This is a genomic window from Stenotrophomonas sp. GD03819 (assembly GCF_029841665.1).
GTDB lineage: Bacteria > Pseudomonadota > Gammaproteobacteria > Xanthomonadales > Xanthomonadaceae > Stenotrophomonas > Stenotrophomonas geniculata.
The window spans coordinates 1-15,775 of sequence record NZ_JAOCEW010000045.1 but is presented as its reverse complement, the minus strand read 5'-3'; the positions used below and the strand labels follow the sequence as shown (position 1 = coordinate 15,775).

14 protein-coding genes are annotated in these 15,775 nt (G+C 67.1%); 6 read left to right on the top strand and 8 right to left on the bottom strand.

The features are described from left to right. Positions 1–24: 24 nt before the first annotated feature. A complete protein-coding gene (locus tag N5D45_RS20135) occupies positions 25–438 on the bottom strand; it encodes a MerC domain-containing protein (RefSeq protein ID WP_019338435.1) in 414 nt (137 codons plus the stop codon). A 135-nt stretch (positions 439–573) separates the two neighbouring features. Between N5D45_RS20135 and N5D45_RS20130 the strand changes: the two genes are divergently transcribed. The 4 genes from N5D45_RS20130 (at position 574) to N5D45_RS20115 (ending at position 6,340) form a co-directional block, all read left to right on the top strand. Then, complete coding sequence (locus N5D45_RS20130) at positions 574–2,778, top strand: TonB-dependent receptor (RefSeq protein ID WP_019338436.1); 2,205 nt, start codon at positions 574–576, stop codon at positions 2,776–2,778. Between the two features lie 163 nt (positions 2,779–2,941). Continuing rightward, positions 2,942–3,508 (top strand): TetR/AcrR family transcriptional regulator, encoded by a 567-nt coding sequence (locus N5D45_RS20125; protein WP_010483118.1) that lies wholly within the window; start codon positions 2,942–2,944, stop codon positions 3,506–3,508. Beyond that, on the top strand, positions 3,508–5,181 hold the full coding sequence (locus N5D45_RS20120; RefSeq protein ID WP_057502285.1) for an MFS transporter: 1,674 nt from the start codon (positions 3,508–3,510) through the stop codon (positions 5,179–5,181). The genes N5D45_RS20125 and N5D45_RS20120 overlap by 1 nt, the downstream gene beginning before the upstream one ends. 10 nt (positions 5,182–5,191) lie before the next feature. Then, entirely contained in the window at positions 5,192–6,340 is a 1,149-nt protein-coding gene (locus tag N5D45_RS20115) for an HlyD family secretion protein (RefSeq protein WP_019659169.1), read from the top strand. 70 nt (positions 6,341–6,410) lie between these two features. On the opposite strand, the gene N5D45_RS20110 is transcribed toward N5D45_RS20115, so the two are convergent. From N5D45_RS20110 to creB, 7 genes are all read right to left on the bottom strand, one after another. Next, the gene (locus N5D45_RS20110; protein WP_004150412.1) at positions 6,411–6,902 is read right to left on the bottom strand and encodes a Fur family transcriptional regulator; all 492 of its coding nucleotides are present in this window, start codon (positions 6,900–6,902) and stop codon (positions 6,411–6,413) included. A 34-nt stretch (positions 6,903–6,936) separates the two neighbouring features. Next, positions 6,937–8,340 (bottom strand): glutamate--tRNA ligase, encoded by a 1,404-nt coding sequence (gene gltX / locus N5D45_RS20105; protein ID WP_043396573.1) that lies wholly within the window; start codon positions 8,338–8,340, stop codon positions 6,937–6,939. 93 nt (positions 8,341–8,433) lie between these two features. After that, on the bottom strand, positions 8,434–10,026 hold the full coding sequence (locus N5D45_RS20100) for a M28 family metallopeptidase (protein ID WP_057502284.1): 1,593 nt from the start codon (positions 10,024–10,026) through the stop codon (positions 8,434–8,436). Positions 10,027–10,222: 196 nt separating this feature from the next. After that, entirely contained in the window at positions 10,223–10,633 is a 411-nt protein-coding gene (locus N5D45_RS20095) for a hypothetical protein (RefSeq protein ID WP_049482784.1), read from the bottom strand. Positions 10,634–10,643: 10 nt separating this feature from the next. After that, positions 10,644–11,963, bottom strand: a complete 1,320-nt coding sequence (gene creD / locus N5D45_RS20090) for a cell envelope integrity protein CreD (protein WP_057502283.1) — start codon at positions 11,961–11,963, stop codon at positions 10,644–10,646. An 81-nt stretch (positions 11,964–12,044) separates the two neighbouring features. Next, the gene (gene creC, locus N5D45_RS20085; protein WP_019338443.1) at positions 12,045–13,505 is read right to left on the bottom strand and encodes a two-component system sensor histidine kinase CreC; all 1,461 of its coding nucleotides are present in this window, start codon (positions 13,503–13,505) and stop codon (positions 12,045–12,047) included. 3 nt (positions 13,506–13,508) lie between these two features. Further along, positions 13,509–14,234 carry a two-component system response regulator CreB gene (gene creB, locus N5D45_RS20080; RefSeq protein WP_082587789.1) on the bottom strand — a complete coding sequence of 242 codons (726 nt, stop codon included), beginning with the start codon at positions 14,232–14,234 and terminating at the stop codon, positions 13,509–13,511. Positions 14,235–14,269: 35 nt separating this feature from the next. On the opposite strand from creB, the gene rlmJ reads away from it, so the two are divergent. Beyond that, positions 14,270–15,127 (top strand): 23S rRNA (adenine(2030)-N(6))-methyltransferase RlmJ, encoded by an 858-nt coding sequence (rlmJ, locus tag N5D45_RS20075; RefSeq protein ID WP_053499314.1) that lies wholly within the window; start codon positions 14,270–14,272, stop codon positions 15,125–15,127. 95 nt (positions 15,128–15,222) lie between these two features. Next, entirely contained in the window at positions 15,223–15,768 is a 546-nt protein-coding gene (locus N5D45_RS20070) for a GNAT family N-acetyltransferase (protein WP_004150340.1), read from the top strand. Positions 15,769–15,775: the final 7 nt, after the last annotated feature.

Sequence of the window (15,775 nt, the reverse complement as noted above, 5' to 3'; positions counted from 1 at the left end):
ATCGAAAATCCTACCATGGAGCGCCTAGTGCGCGCAGCTGGCGTCGTGCACGTGACCGTGGTTGAGGCGCAGGTTGACCAGATGGGCCACACCCACCAGCAGGCCGCCGACGGTCATCACCACCGCGTGCGGCACCGCATTGTGGTGCAACGGGTCGTACAGCACGCCGGCCCACAACGCCACCAGGCCGGGAATCAGGAAGCCCAGCGCACGCAGCGCACCGTGGCGACGGTAGCCCCAGACCAGGCTGAACAGCCCCAGCAGGGTCACGAACACCACCAGCGCCTGTTCCACGCCGTCGCTCAGCCAGAACGACAGGCCCAGCGAGGGCGCTGCGGCCAGCAGCACCGGAATCACCGCGCAATGCACCGCGCACAGCATCGAACCAGTGGCGCCGAAACGGTCGAGCAGGTGGCGCAGGCGTGAGGACAGGGACATGACTTCCAGCAGGGTCGGCGAATCGTTATGGAATAATATAACATCCCTTCCCGACCCGCACGGTTTCCCTTCCCCTGTCCCGCTGACGGGATGCGTGCGCCCAGCGATTGATACAGTGTAACAAAGGACCCACCGATGCCCGCCCGTACCCCGCGGTTGAAGCCGCATTCCCTCGCCCTGGCCCTGACCGCCCTGCTTCCGACCGTTGCCTTCGCCGCCAGCGAAGACGATTCCCATCGTGACCGCCACCTGACTGAACTGTCGTCGGTGCAGGTCACCGCGTCGCCGCTGCAGGGCGACGCAGAATCGCTGGCACGCCCGGTGGAGGTTCTGGCCGGTGAACGCCTGGACGAGCAGAAGGCCGGCACCCTCGGCGATACCGTGGCCAAGCTGCCCGGCGTACAGAGCACCTTCTTCGGTCCCGGCGTCGGCCGCCCGATCATCCGCGGCCAGGAAGGCCCGCGCGTGGCCGTGCTGTCCAACGGCATGGGCAACATGGATGCATCCACCGTCAGCGCCGACCATGCCACCAGCATCGAGCCGTTCCTGGCCGACCAGATCGAAGTGCTGAAGGGTCCGGCCACGCTGCTGTTCGGCAGCGGCGCCATCGGTGGTGCGGTCAATGTGGTCGATGGCCGCATCGCGCGCGAACTGCCGGAGCGCCCTCTGAGCGGCCGCGCAGAACTGCGCGGCAATTCGGTGAACAACGAACGCAGCGGCATGTTCCGCCTCGATGGCGTCAGCGGCAATGTCGTGCTGCACGTGGATGGCCTGGTCCGCAATGGCGACGACTACCGCATCCCCGGTTATGCAGTGATCGACAGCCTTGAAGATCATCATGACCACGATCACGACCATGACGCGGCCGAGGGTGAAGAGCCGCGTCGCGGCCGCCTGGACAACAGCTCGATCCGCACCCGCGCCGGTGGCGTCGGCGCAACGTGGCTGGGCGACGGCGGCTACTTCGGCGTATCGGCCAGCACCTACCGCACCAACTACGGCATTCCCAATGGCGCGCACGTGCACGCCGATGGTGATGATCATGGCCATGACCACGGTCACGACCATGGCGATGAAGAAGAAGGCGGCGACGAGCACGACGTGCGCATCGACATGGTGCAGAACCGCTTCGAGACCAAGGCCGGCATCTACGACCCGGTCTCGTTCCTGAAGAACATCAACGCACGCGTGGCCTACACCGACTACGAACACGTGGAGCTGGAAGCCGGCACGCCGTCCACCCGCTTCACCAACCGTGGCATCGAAGCGCGTCTGGAAGCCGTACAGCAGCAGATCGGTGGCTGGGACGGTGCCTTCGGCCTGCAGTTTGGCAACAGTGATTTCGGCGCCAAGGGCGAAGAGGCGTTCGTGCCGGATACCGGCACGAAGAACATCGGCCTGTTCGTACTGCAGGAAAAGCAGTTCGGCCCGTTCAAGCTGGAACTCGGCGGCCGCCACGACCAGGTCAAGCTGGACCCGACCGGTGACTACCGCCGCCGTACGTTCGGTGCCACCAACCTGTCTGCCGCCGGTATCTGGAAGCTCAACGACGCCGTTGACCTGCGCATCGGCGTGGACAGCTCCGAGCGTGCACCGACCAACGAAGAGCTGTATGCCGCCGGCGCACACATCGCCACCCGCTCGCTGGAAATCGGCGACGCCAACCTGAAGACCGAGCGCGGCCAGCGCGTGGAACTGGGCATCCACACCCACAGCGAGCGCCTGGACTTCTCCGCGTCGGTCTACCAGACCAGGTTCAAGGACTTCATCTACCTGGCCGACACCGGTGTTACCGAAGGCCTGCCGGTCCGCGCCTGGACCCAGCAGGACGCGGTGTTCCGCGGCGCCGAGGCCGAAGCGCTGGTGCACCTGTTCGAGGGTGGCGCCGGTGACTGGGATCTGCGCCTGTTCGGTGACTACGTGAAGGCCAAGCTGGATGGCAGCGGCAGCCGCAACCTCGACATCGCCGTGCCGCACGGCGACCACAACCACAATTACAACGTGGAACTGGCCAACACCGGCTACCTGCCGCGTATCGCCCCGGCCCGCGTCGGTGCCGACCTGCGCTGGTCGAAGGACGGCTGGCGCGCCTCGGTCGGTGCGGTGCGCTACAGCCGCCAGAAGGACGTCGCGCAGAACGAAGCACCGAGCGACGGCTACACCCTGGTCGATGCGCACCTGGCCTACCGCTGGGATCGCAACGCCAGCAACAGCTACGAAGTCTTCCTGGATGGCAGCAACCTGACCAACCGCGAAGTGCGTCCGCATACCTCGCTGCTGCGCGACTACTCGCCGCTGCCGGGCCGTGGTGTCGCATTCGGCATCCGCGCGTTCTTCTGATCGCGTAAGGCGGGGTCGGATCCCACGGGGGCCTTCGGGCCCCCGTTTTCATTTCGATCCGCACCATCACACATTCGTCACAAAGATGTGCGTACCACAACAAGCGGACAATCCCGTCACTCAAAGTCTCGCCAATCGGACATTTTTGTCCGAACATAATTCCATGACTGCCCAACGTGCCGATGCTGCTGCCCGCCGTGCCCTCATCCTCGACGCCGCCGATCATGTGTTCGGCCAACACGGTGTCACCGCCCCGCTGGACCTGGTGGTCGAACGCGCCCAGGTGGGCCGCGCCACCCTGTACCGCAACTTTCCCGACCGCACCGCGCTGATCCAGGCACTGCTGCAGCGTACGGTCGACCGCATCCGGCGCCAGGTCGAACAGCTCGGCGACCGCGACGATGCCCTGTTCGAGGTGTTCGAGGGCATGGCCCAGCGCATCATCGATTCACCTGCCTTGGCCGACTACTGGCGCGCAGTGGATTCGGACGTGCCGGCCATGCGCACCGCGCGCGAGACCGTGCGCGATCTGCTGGAAGCACCGATCGCCCGTGCCAAGGCCGCCGGCCTGTGCCGTGCCGACCTGGAGAAGACGGACATTTCACTCATCTCGGGCATGCTGGGCGCGGCCCTGCGCGGCAAGACCCGCGACGAGCGCGCCCACCTGGCCGGGCGCGCCCTGCAGCTGCTGCGCGGGGGTCTCCAGGGAGCAACCAGCGAGGCCCGCTGATGGTCCAGCCGTATCTGAAGCCGGTTCCGGATTGGGAGGAGCACGAGAAGCCGACCATGCCCGGTTCAGCTTCGATGCCCTGGCACCCACCGTACCGTCGGTTGGCCTATGCACTGGTATCGCTGCTGGTGGCGATCACCGGCGGCCTCGGCAATGCGCTGGTCACCGCCAACCTGCCGTTCCTGCAGGGCCAACTGGCACTGACCCCGACCCAGGGCAGCTGGCTGGTGGCCGCCTATGCCATGGTCAATGTCACCGCCAACCTGCTGGCCTTCAAGTTCCGCCAGCAGTACGGCATCCGCCTGTTCGCCGAGATCGGGCTGGGCCTGTATGCGGCGCTGGCGGTACTGCACCTGTTCGTCGGCAGCTTCGAGACCACGATGCTGACCCGCGCCGCCAGCGGCTTCGCGGGTGCGGCCTGTTCGACACTGGGCACGCTGTACATGCTGCAGGCGCTGCCGCGTCGCTTCACCGGCAATCTGCTGGTCGTCGGTGTCGGCCTCTCGCAGCTGGCGGTGCCGATCGCCTGGATCGTGTCGCCGGGCCTGGTCGATACCGGACAGTGGCACCAGCTCTACTCGTTTGAGGCCGGGCTGGCACTGTGCGCGTTCGCGGCGGTGGTGGTGCTGAAGCTGCCGCCCGGCATCCAGGTGAAGGCGTTCGAGCCGCTGGACTTCCTCACGTTCGCCCTGCTCGCACCGGCCGTCGCCCTGCTGGTGATCGTGCTGGCGCAGGGCTACACCCGCTGGTGGCTCAACACGCCATGGCTGGGCTGGGCTCTGGTCGCCTCGATCGCGCTGTCCACCACCGCCTTCATCATCGAGCACTACCGGCGCAATCCGCTGCTGCAGATCCGCTGGCTGTCGAAGCGGCCGGTACTGCACTTCATCGTCGGTGCGTTCCTGATCCGATTCCTCACCACCGAGCAGTCCTACGGCGTGATCAACCTGATGCGCACGCTGGGCATGGGGCCTGACCAGATGCGCCCGCTGTTCGTAGTGATCCTCGCCGGGGTGATCGTCGGCATCGCTGGCGCCTCGCTCACCTTCGGCCCCAAGCGGCTGATCGCCCAGCTGCTGATGGCGATCCTGCTGCTGGGCGCCGCCGCGTTCTTCGACCAGCACCGCACCAGCCTGGACCGGCCACACGATTTCTACGCCAGCCAGTTCCTGGCCTCGGTCGGTGCCGGTATGTTCATGGGCCCGCTGATCATGCTCGGCATCTCTGCCGCGTTGAAACAGGGCGTGGATCACATGCTCACCTTCCTGGTGACGCTGTCGATCACCCAGACGCTGGGTGGCCTGGCCGGCTCGGCGGTGCTGGGCACCTTCCAGCTGCATCGCGAGCAGTTGTACTCCAGCGCATTGACCAGCCAGCTCGACCCGGCCGACCCGGTGGTGGCACAACGCCTGCGCATCCAGCAGCAGCTGTACAGCGCACAGATCACCGACCCGGTGCTGCGCAGTGCGCAGGGCAGCGCGCAGCTGGCGCAGACCACTCGCCGCGAAGCCAACGTGCGTGGATTCAATGATGTGTTCACATTGAGCGGTTGGCTGGCCATCGGCTTCCTGTGCTGGTTGCTGCTGCTGTCGCTGCGCACCGCGGTGCTCAAGCAATGGCGCAAGCGCCACCCCACTTCCCCCGCTGCGGCCACGCCGGCCGCGCCCCGCTGAGTCCTCCGCCATGCCTCCCGTCCCGCCCCGACCCGACGACAACGTGACCCCTCCGCCGCCGACCGACGCGGCACCTGCGCCCACGCCCGTTGAGCCGGCGGTCGCGCCGAAGTACCTCAAGCCCAGCGCGCGCAGCGTAGTGGTGATGGTGGTGGTCGCCCTGCTGGGCATTGCGCTGATCCTGCGCGCCTGGCACCTGTGGCCATTCACCAGCAGCGTGATGGTGACCGACAACGCCTATGTACGCGGGCAGATCACGGTGATGGCGCCGCAGGTGAACGGCTACGTGACCGAAGTGCTGGTGAAGGACTTCCAGCACGTGAAGCAGGGCGAGCCGCTGCTGCGCATCGATGACCGCATCTACGCGCAGCGCGTCGCCCAGGCGCAGGCGACGCTGGACAGCGCACGCGCGGCGTTGGCCAACTCGGACCAGTCGCAGGCGCAGAACCGTGCGCAGATCGCCTCCGCACACGCCACGTTGTCGGCCGGCCAGGCGGAGCTGCAACGCTCACGCAACGAGCTGAAGCGCTACGAGGAGCTGGCCGCGCAGCAACTGGTGTCAGTCAACGACCGCGACAAGTTCCGCACCACCCAGGCGTCGGCACAGGCCAGCGTCCAGCAGTCACAGGCGCAGATCCGCATTGCCGAGGAAACCCTGGTATCGACCCAGGTGGCGCGCAAGAGCCTGGAAGCGCAGGTGGAGAGCGCGCAGGCGCAGCTGGAACTGGCCCGCATCGATCTGGCCAACACGGTGATCCACGCACCGCGCGACGGCCAGATCAGCGAGGCCAGCGTACGCGTGGGCCAGTACGTCGCTGCCGGTTCGCAGCTGCTGTTCCTGGTACCTGACACGTTGTGGGTGGTGGCCAACTACAAGGAAGGCCAGACCTGGGGCATGGCGATCGGCCAGCCGGCCACGTTCTCGGTGGACGCGTTCCAGGGGCAGGTGCTGCGGGGCCGCGTGCAGGAGATCGCGCCGGCTACCGGCTCGGAATTCAGCGTGCTGCGCCCGGACAATGCCAGCGGCAACTTCACCAAGGTGGTGCAGCGGCTGCCGGTACGGATTTCGATCAACGAGGGCCAGAAGCTGGCGGCACAACTGCGGCCCGGCATGTCGGTGATCGTGCGGGTGGATACCGCAAGCAAGCCGATGGACTAGCGTTTGTCATGAAACGGGGGTCAGATCCCTTTTGCCAAGGCAAAAGGGATCTGACCCCAGGACCCATTGCTCAGCCCGCGCAGCGCGCGCAGAGGCCGTGCACTTCCAGAGTCTGCGCCTGCGGCTGGAAACCCAGCTCCTTGGCGCGCTTCTCCAGCTGGGTGACGATTTCGCGGTCTTCCAGCTCCACCGCGCTGTGGCAGCTGTTGCAGATCAGGAACGGCACCGAATGCGCGGCGCTGCTGGGATGGTGGCAGGCCACGAAGGCATTGACCGACTCCAGCTTGTGCACGAAGCCATTGGCCATCAGGAAATCCAGCGCGCGGTACACGGTGGGCGGGGCATCAGCGCCCACGCCCTTGCCGTTGCGCACCCATTCCAGCAGCTCGTAGGCCTTGACCGGCTTGCCGGCCTCGGCGATCAGCTTCAGCACATTGGCGCGGATCGGGGTCAGGCGCAGCCCGCGTTCGCGCGAGACGCGCTCGACCACCGCCACAAAATCCGATGCATCGTGGACGTGGTGGTGCGGGGCCGTACAGGCAGTGGCGGTCTTGGCGGGCATGCGTGTTCTCCGGTTCGGGCCTGGCAAGGATGCCTCAGGCCGTTGCTACCTTGGTGATGGCCACATCAATGCGTTTCAAGGCCTGCTCGCGGCCGGCCAGGTACACGGTATGGGAAATGTCAGGGCTGACCTGGGTGCCGGTGATGGCCACGCGCAGCGGCTGGGCGACCTTGCCCATGCCGATCTCCAGCGCGGCGGCGACGTCGTGCAGGGCCACGCCCACCGACTCGGCGGTCCATTCCGGCAGGGCTGCCAGCAGCTCGCGGGCCTTGCCCAGCGCCACCTCGGCACCGGCCTTGAAGTGCTTGGCCACCGCCGCTTCGTCGTACTCGGTCAGCGGCTGGTACCAGATCACGGCCTTTTCGGCCATTTCCTTCAGGGTCTGCACGCGCTCACGCAGGGCGATCACCACGTCCTCCGGGGCCGGGCCGGCGGCCACGTCCAGGCCCAGCTTCTGCAGCTGGTAGACCAGGTGCGGCACGATGGCGGCCACGTCCTCGGTCTTCAGGAAATGCTGGTTGACCCAGCCCAGCTTGGCCATGTCCAGGCGCGAGGCCTTGGAATTGCAGTCCTTCACGTCGAACAGGTCGATCAGTTCCTGGCGGCTGAACAGCTCCTGGTCACCGTGCGACCAGCCCAGCCGGGCCAGGTAGCTCAGCAGCGCATCGGGCAGGTAGCCGGCGTCCTTGTACTGCATCACGTCGGCCGCGCCGGTGCGCTTGGACAGCTTGGCCCCCTGCTCGTCCAGGATCATCGGCATGTGGCCGAACTTCGGCACCGGCGCACCGATGCCTTCGTACAGGTTGATCTGGCGCGGGGTGTTGTTGATGTGGTCGTCACCGCGGATGACCTCGGTGATGCCCATGTCCCAGTCGTCCACCACCACCGCGAAGTTGTAGGTGGGGTAGCCGTCCGGACGGAAGATGACCATGTCATCCAGCTCGCTGTTGGCGATCTCGATGCGGCCCTTGATCAGGTCGTCGAACACCACCGTACCTTCCAGCGGGTTCTTGAAGCGGATGACGCGGTTCGGGTCGTCCCTGTACGGCAGGCCCAGTTCGCGTGCAGCGCCGTTGTAACGCGGCTTTTCCTGCTTGGCCATGGCGGCCTCGCGCATCGCATCCAGCTCTTCGCGGGTTTCGTAGGCGTAGTACGCCTTGCCGTCGGCGATCAGCTGCTCGGCCACTTCCTGGTAACGGGCGACGCGGTCAGTCTGGTAGATCGGGCCCTCGTCGTAGTCCAGGCCCAGCCACTCCATCGCCTCCAGGATGGCGTCGATCGCGCCCTGGGTGCTGCGTTCACGATCGGTGTCCTCGATGCGCAGCACGAACTCGCCGCCACGGTGGCGGGCCTCCAGCCAGCAGTACAGCGCAGTGCGGGCACCACCGATGTGCAGGTAGCCGGTGGGACTGGGGGCGAAGCGGGTGCGGCAGGTCATGGACGGCTCGAGGAACGGGAATCCCCCGATTTTACCACCAGCCCCGGAAAGGCAAGGAGGGGCGGACGCATCCCGCCCCTCCCGCCAGGTTTTTCAGGGCTGCGGTTCAGCCTTGCGCGGGAACGACTGCTCGCGCATCGCCGCGTTGTAGGCGAACGAGGCGACGATGGCCGCGGCCTGCTTCAGGTCTTCCGGTTCGGCGTGGTCCCAGGTATCCAGGTGGCTGTGGTGGACGTTGGTGAAGTAGTCCAGCCGGTCCTGGATGAACTGGAAGCCCGGAAGGCCGATGCGGTCGAAGCTGATGTGGTCGGTACTGCCGGTGTTGCGGGTGGCCACGGTGGTGGCGCCCACGTCATGGAACGGCGCCAGCCAGGCTTCGAAGATCGGCATCGCCGCCAGGTTTTCCTGCGCGTAGATGCCCCGGAAGCGGCCCGAGCCGTTGTCCATGTTGAAGTAGACCTGGAACTTGCTGTAGTCGCGGGTCTTCTGCAATGCACCGGTCGGCTCGCGCAGCGAGGCCGGCAGCGCCTTCTGGGCCGGGTCGGTGGGTTCCGGGAAACGACCGAAGTGCTTGGCCACATAGGCCTGCGAGCCGATCAGGCCCTGCTCCTCACCGCTCCACAACGCCACGCGGATGGTGCGCTTCGGCTTGGCGCCGGTGGCCTTGAGGATGCGCATCGCCTCCATCATCACCGCCACGCCGGCCGCGTTGTCAGCCGCGCCGGTGCCGCTGTGCCAGGAATCCAGGTGAGCGCCGATCATCACCACTTCGTCGGGCCTGCTGCTGCCGCGGATCTCGGCCAGCGTGTTGTAGCCGGGCTGGTCAGCCTCGTCGGTGAAGCGCGCGGCTACATCCACGCGCAGGCGTACCGGCTGCTTGGCATCCAGCGCGCGCACCAGCGGATTGAAGTGCTCGGCGATCATCGCCAGTTCCGGGATGCCCACCGATTCGCCGGCCTTGCGCGAACCACCGCCGGCGACGCGGATGATGCCGTTGTCCCAGCTGCTGATGCTGATCGCGGCCAGCGCGCCCTCTTCGACGAAGAAGGCGTTGACCTTGGCGGCCAGCTCCTGGCGTTCCTTGTATTCCTTCACCCGCTTGGCCCGCTCGGCGGCGACGTCCTTGGGCAGGGTGAATTCCTGCAGGCCCTCCAGCGAGGTGGCGTCATGCCGGTGCGAGTCCGGCTCGGTGCCGCGCTTGTACTCGCGCGCCTCGCCCAGCAGCAGGATCTTGCCGCGCAGCTTGCCGCGATACTTTTCGATGTCCTCGGGCTTCTTGATCTCCACGTGCACCAGCTCGCCCTCAACCGGTCCCTTGGTGCCTGGCGTCCAGGCCTTGGGCAGCGCATGCAGCGGCTGCACGCGGTCACCCAGCATTTCCACGCTGGCCGAGGTGAACTCCCAGCCACGGCCGAAGCCATCGAAGGCTTCGTCGTGCACGTTGTCCAGCTTCCATTCGCTGAACTTGCCGCGGGTCCACGCGTTGGCGCGGCCCATCGCCGGCGAATTGGTCAGGCGCGGGCCGATGCGTTCGGTGAGGTAGCTGAAGGTATCCATCACCTGCGAACGGTGGAAGGCCTCCTGGCGGATGCGGCTGACCATGTCCAGGTCCACCGACTCGCGCTGCTGCGCCATTGCATTGCCACCCATCGCCAGCGCTACGGCCAGCACGCCCCACTTCAACACATCGCACCCCTGCCCTTCGGCTCGATCATCAACCCATCGAGTCTAGCCAGCAGGGGCGCGCCGATACCGTCCCATCGGTCATGGGCAGGAGCGTGCGAACCAAGGTTCGCACCCACAGGTGACCGGTCAGCTCGCACCCACCAGAGGGCTGGGTTCCCGCCAGTAGATCCACGCCATGCGTGGATGAACAACCCGATCACCCACTCCACCCCAACCACAACTGCGCCCGCTCCGGCAGCAACAACAACCAATGCCGCCGATCGATGCTGCTGCAGCCATACACCGACGCGTGTGCCGGCCAGTCATCCGGCAGGCCGCCGATGCCGATCTCGGCCAGCGCCTCCGCCCCGGCCTTCCATGGCCGGTAGCGCGGCACCCGGCCGGCCACCGCGCCGCGTCCCTGCCGCGCGTCCTGCAGCCAGCGCAGTCCCTGCCCCTGCAATCCCTCGCAGGTCACCGCCGCCAGCTGGAAGCGGACCAGGCCGGGGGCGATCCGTGCCCCCGGCAGGGCCGCCAGCACGCCATGTGCCTGCAGCAGTGCATCCACTTCCAGCAGGGCCGGAATGCCCTGCCGTGCCCGTTGCCGCAATCCCTGGCGCCAGCCCATGACGTACTCCTTACTTCAGTTCCGCGCCAAGCGCGTACCAGTCGACCCGGCGCGTCACCCACATCGCCAGCGCCAGGATCACGAACAGCAGCAGCGAACCCATCAGCAGCGCGTTGTTCTCCGACACCAGCAGGCCATACAGCGCGCCGTACAGCACGGTCAGCAGCGCAGCGAAGCCGAGACCGCGCTTCCAATGGCCCAGCACGTTGGCCAGGTACACCGCCTGCAGGCCGATACAGGCCACCGCCGATACCAGGTAGGCCTTCCAGAACGCGATGTGCTCGGACAGGCTGATCAGCAACAGGAAGAAGATCGCCAACGCCAGGCCCACCATCAGGTACTGCAGCGGGTGGATGCGCAGCGACTTGATCAGTTCGAACAGGATGAAGCCGACGAAGGTGAGCAGCACGAACAGCACGCCGTACTTCGAGGCGCGATCGGCCTGGGTGTAAGCATCGACTGGATCGACCAGCGATACCGTCACCGCCTGCGAATCGACCGAACCGTCATTGCGCAGCTGTCGCTGTGCGTCGGAGGCCAGCGAGGACACGGCCCAGCGCGCATCGAAACCCTGTGCATCAACGCGTCGCTCATTGGGCAGGAACGCCCCGCTGAACGACGGGTGCGGCCAGCTCGAACGCAGCGCGATATGCGTATCGTCGCCCACCGGCACCACCGACAGCATGCGGCTGCCGTCCAGGCGCAGTTCCAGCTCCACGGTGCTGGCGGCCAGCGTGCCGCCCTGGTCTTCGGCAAACCCGGTCACCGGTGCATGCAGACCGCGGCCGACTTCGCTGGCAGCGCCCACGCCGGGCAGCAGCCGCAGCTGCTTGCCATCCACGCGCAGATTCGGCGTACCGACCAGGCCACGCACATCGGAAATGCCCACGGCTACATACGGCTGGCCGTAACTGCGGCCGGCCTTCACCGGATAGTCGTCTTCGGCGAACGTCGCCTTCATCTGGCCGTTCCAGCTGTAGACCGGCACCTTGAACAGCCCGACCTCACGCTGGCTCGGCAGCATCTCACCGCCCACCTCCAGCGACGCCGGCATCTGCAACCAGTGCCCCTCGGTGACCTGCACCTCGGTCTTCTTGACGCCCAGCGGATCGACCAGTTCAACCTGCTTGCGCTCCACCCACGGCACCACCCGCACCGGCCCGACCAGCTGCTGCGCACCGGCGCGGCTGTCGGCCACCCGCGAGAAGGCCTCATCGCGGTACGCACTGCGTTCGTTGATGACCCCGCGGATCATCGTCAGCGGGATCAGCAGCAGCAGGATCAGCCCGCCGACAATGGCGAACCGCAGCAGCATCTTCAGGGATTTCATGGTCCATCCTCGTTGGAGAGGACTGCAGGATGGACCGCTGCAGTGAGCTGGGTTTGTGGCGAATTTGAAGCGAGTGTGAAGTCAGCGGCGCGGGCGCTGGCCCGGTGTACCCAGCGGCAACCACAGGCTGGCTACGGTACCGCCGCCGTCGCGTGCATCGACACTGGCGCGCCCATCGTGCAGGCGCGCGACTTCCCGCACGAACGGCAGGCCCAGGCCGGAACTGCGCCGCCCGCTGCCGGGGCGCGCCAGCGAATAGAAACGTTCGAACACCCGCTCACGCGCGTAGTCGGGAATGCCGGCGCCACGGTCGGCCACCTGCAGGCGCACGCCCTGCCCGTCCACCTCGGCCTGCAGCGCGATCTCCGCGCCAGCCGGCGAGAAGGCAATCGCGTTGTCGATCAGGTTGTGCAGTGCCTGTCGCAGCAGGTAGCCGTCGCCCTGCACCTGCAGGTCGGGCACGCTGCCGATGCGGACCTGCACGCCTGCCGCTTGTGCGCGCACCTGCGCGGCAGCGGCCGCATCGGCCAGCAATGCCGGCAGCGCGATCCGGTCGCGGGTCTGCAGCCAGCCGTGCTGTTCCACTTCAGCCAGTGCCAGCAGCTTGTCGATGGTCTCGGTCAGCCGCTCCTGCTGGTCGACAATGCTGCGCGCGAAATGCACGCGATCGGCTTCGGGCAGCGGCTCCTGCAGCAGCTCGGCGGCACCGCGGATGGCCGCCAGCGGGCTCTTCATCTCATGCGTCAGCGACTGCACGTACTGCTCGACGTAGGCCTTGCCTTCCAGCTTGCGGCGCATCGTTTCCAGCGCCTGGCCGAGATCGCCGATCTCGTCGCGGCGGCGGCGCGGCGGCGGCACCGGTTCGCCGGCGCTGACCGCACGCGCATAGCGGCTGAGCTGGCCCAGGCCGGTGGTCAGCCACATCGTCACCAGCACACCGACCAGCGCCGACAAGCCGATCAGCCAGGCCCCGCGCTCGATGATGGCGCGCTGGCTGGCGGCGATGAACGGATCGATGCTGCGGTTGGGCTGCGCCAGGCTGAGCACGCCGATGAGGGTGCGCCCATCGGCCGGGTCATATACGGGCGCCGCCACATGCATCACCGTGTCGCCCTCTTCGCCGGCAATCTCGGGACTGGAACGCGCGCCGTACTCACCTCGCAGGGTGCGATAGACATCATTCCAGCGCGAGTTGTCGCGCCCCAGGTCGCGGCCCAGCGAGTCGTAGATGACGATGCCCTTGGCATCGGTGATGGTCACCCGGTAATCCAGCGAGCGCTTCGGGAAGCGCCAGACCATCGCCTTCAGGTCGCGCTGGCGTGCCTTGGCGAGGTTGCGGGTGAAGCTGCCGCTGCGGATGGTGCCGGCCTTGACGTCGGCGGCGGCCATTTCGGCCAGCACGTTGGCCGCATCGACCAGGGTCGATTCCATCGCCTGGCGCACACCGGGCTTCACTTCGTTGACGAACACGCGCATCACGAAGAACGCCGCGATGCCGGTGATCAGGAAGAAGCCCAGGAACAGCTTCAGTACCAGGCGCATCGGCTAGACCTCCAGCGCGTAGCCAAGGCCACGGTGGGTACGGATCGGGTCGTCGCTGGCACCGGCCGCGCGCAGCTTGGCGCGCAGCGTCTTTACATGCGTATCAACGGTGCGGTCGGCGCTGTCGGCGCTGCTGTCCCAGCCACGGTCCATCAGCTGGGCACGGCTGAGGATGGCGCCCGGGCGCAGCAGCAGCGCTTCCAGCAGCGCGTACTCGTAGCGGGTCAGGTCCAGTGCCTGGCCACGGAAGCGGATGCGCCGGCCTTCGCGGTCGATGGCAAAGGCGCCATGTTCCTGCCAGCCCCCATCGGCGCCGGGTGCTGCCACGACCGGTGCCGAGCGGCGCAGGCGCGCACGCACCCGTGCCACCAGCTCGCGCGGCGAGAACGGCTTGGTCATGTAGTCGTCGGCGCCCAGCTCCAGGCCGAGCACCCGGTCCACTTCGTCGTTGCGGGCGGTCAGGAAGATCACCGGCAGCTGCGCCGACGGCCCGGGCTGCGCGCGCAGTCGCCTGCAGACCTCGAAGCCGCCCAGGTCGGGCAGGCCCACGTCCAGCACCACCACGTCGATATCCCCGGCCTGCAGCCGTTGCAGGGCCTCGCCGCCCAGCAGGCAGTGGCTGGCGGCATAGCCCTCGCTGCGCAGCGCATAGAGCACGGTTTCGGCGATGGCGGCTTCGTCCTCGACCACCAGGACATGGGCAACAGGAGCTGTCATGGCGCGCAGCATAGCCGCTGCGGCCGCCGCCCCGTACACTGCCGCCCATGAACTATCGCCACGCCTTCCATGCCGGCAACCATGCCGACGTGCTCAAACACATCGTGCAGCTGGCCCTGATCGACAGCTTCAAGCGCAAGGACAGCCCGTTCTTCGTGCTCGACACCCACGGCGGTGCTGGCCGCTACCTGCTGGCCAGCGAAGAGAGCCGCAAGACCCTGGAGGCCGAATCCGGGATCATGCGGCTGATGGCCCAGCCCAGGCTGCCGGAGGTGGTCGAGCGCTACCTGAAGGCGGTGCAGGCCGACAATCCGGTGGGCGCACTGACCAATTATCCGGGCTCGCCGCTGCTGAGCGCGCAGGCCATGCGCCCCCAGGACCGCATGGCGGTCTGTGAGCTGCAGGAAGCCGAAACGGCCACGCTGAAGGCCCTGTTCGCCCATGACAGCCGCGTCGACGTTCGGGCGGGCGATGGCTATGCCCTGCTGCGTTCGCTGCTGCCGCCGAAGTTCAACGGCAGCAAGATCGGCCGCGGCCTGGTGCTGATCGACCCGCCCTACGAAGCCCAGGATGCCGAGTACCAGGCGGTGCTGGCCGCCCTGGCCGAAACCCTGGCACGCTGGCCGCAGGCCACCTGTGCGGTCTGGTTCCCGATCAAGCAGCGCCGCACCATCCTGCACTTCCTGCGCAAGGCCACCGCCCTGCCGGTGAAATCGGCGATGACGATCGAGTTCCTGGTGCGCCCGGACGACTCGCCGCTGCGCCTCAACGGCAGTGGCATGCTGCTGCTCAACCCGCCCTGGCAGTTCGACCGGGTGGTCGGTCCGGCCCTGCCGGCGCTGCGCCAGCACCTGGGCGAACCCGGGGCCAGCACCCGCCTGGACTGGCTCAAAGCCCCCGAATAACGGCCTTCACGAGGCTGTACCGCCGTGAGCCTTTCGTTCACGGAACGCAGCCCCGGTGATGCCACAATCGATGGACCACCAAGGAATCACCCGGTATGGCCACTCGCAACCGCATGCCGCCCTGGCATGAGATCTTCAAGGCTCCCAGCGGCCACGAGCTGCTGATCCGCCCCATCCGCCCGGAAGATGGCGCACCGCTGCAAGCGGCATTCAGCCTGTTCGGGCCGGAAGAAATCCGTGATCGTTTCCTGCAGGCGGTGACCGAGCTGTCGCCGGAAACCACCCAGCGTCTGACCCACCCCAACCCCAAGACCGAGATCACCCTGGTCGCAGCCGAGTCCCTGCCCGCGGGCGAAGCGGTGGTCGGCGCGGTCGCCCGGGCCTCGATCATCCCCGGCACCCGTGAAGCCGAGTACGCGATCCTGATCAGCCGCTTCCTGATCGGCCAAGGCCTGGGACGGCAGCTGATGCGCAAGCTGGTGAAGTGGGGCCGTGGCAAGTACCTGGACCGCCTGTACGGCGACGTTGCCGCCGAGAACGAACCGATGAAGCAGCTGGCCGCGTCGCTGGGCTTCAAGCCGGTGCCGCACCCGACCGGTGCCGAAGGCCTGGTGCGGATGGTGCTGGAGCTGGACAACTGAAGGTAGC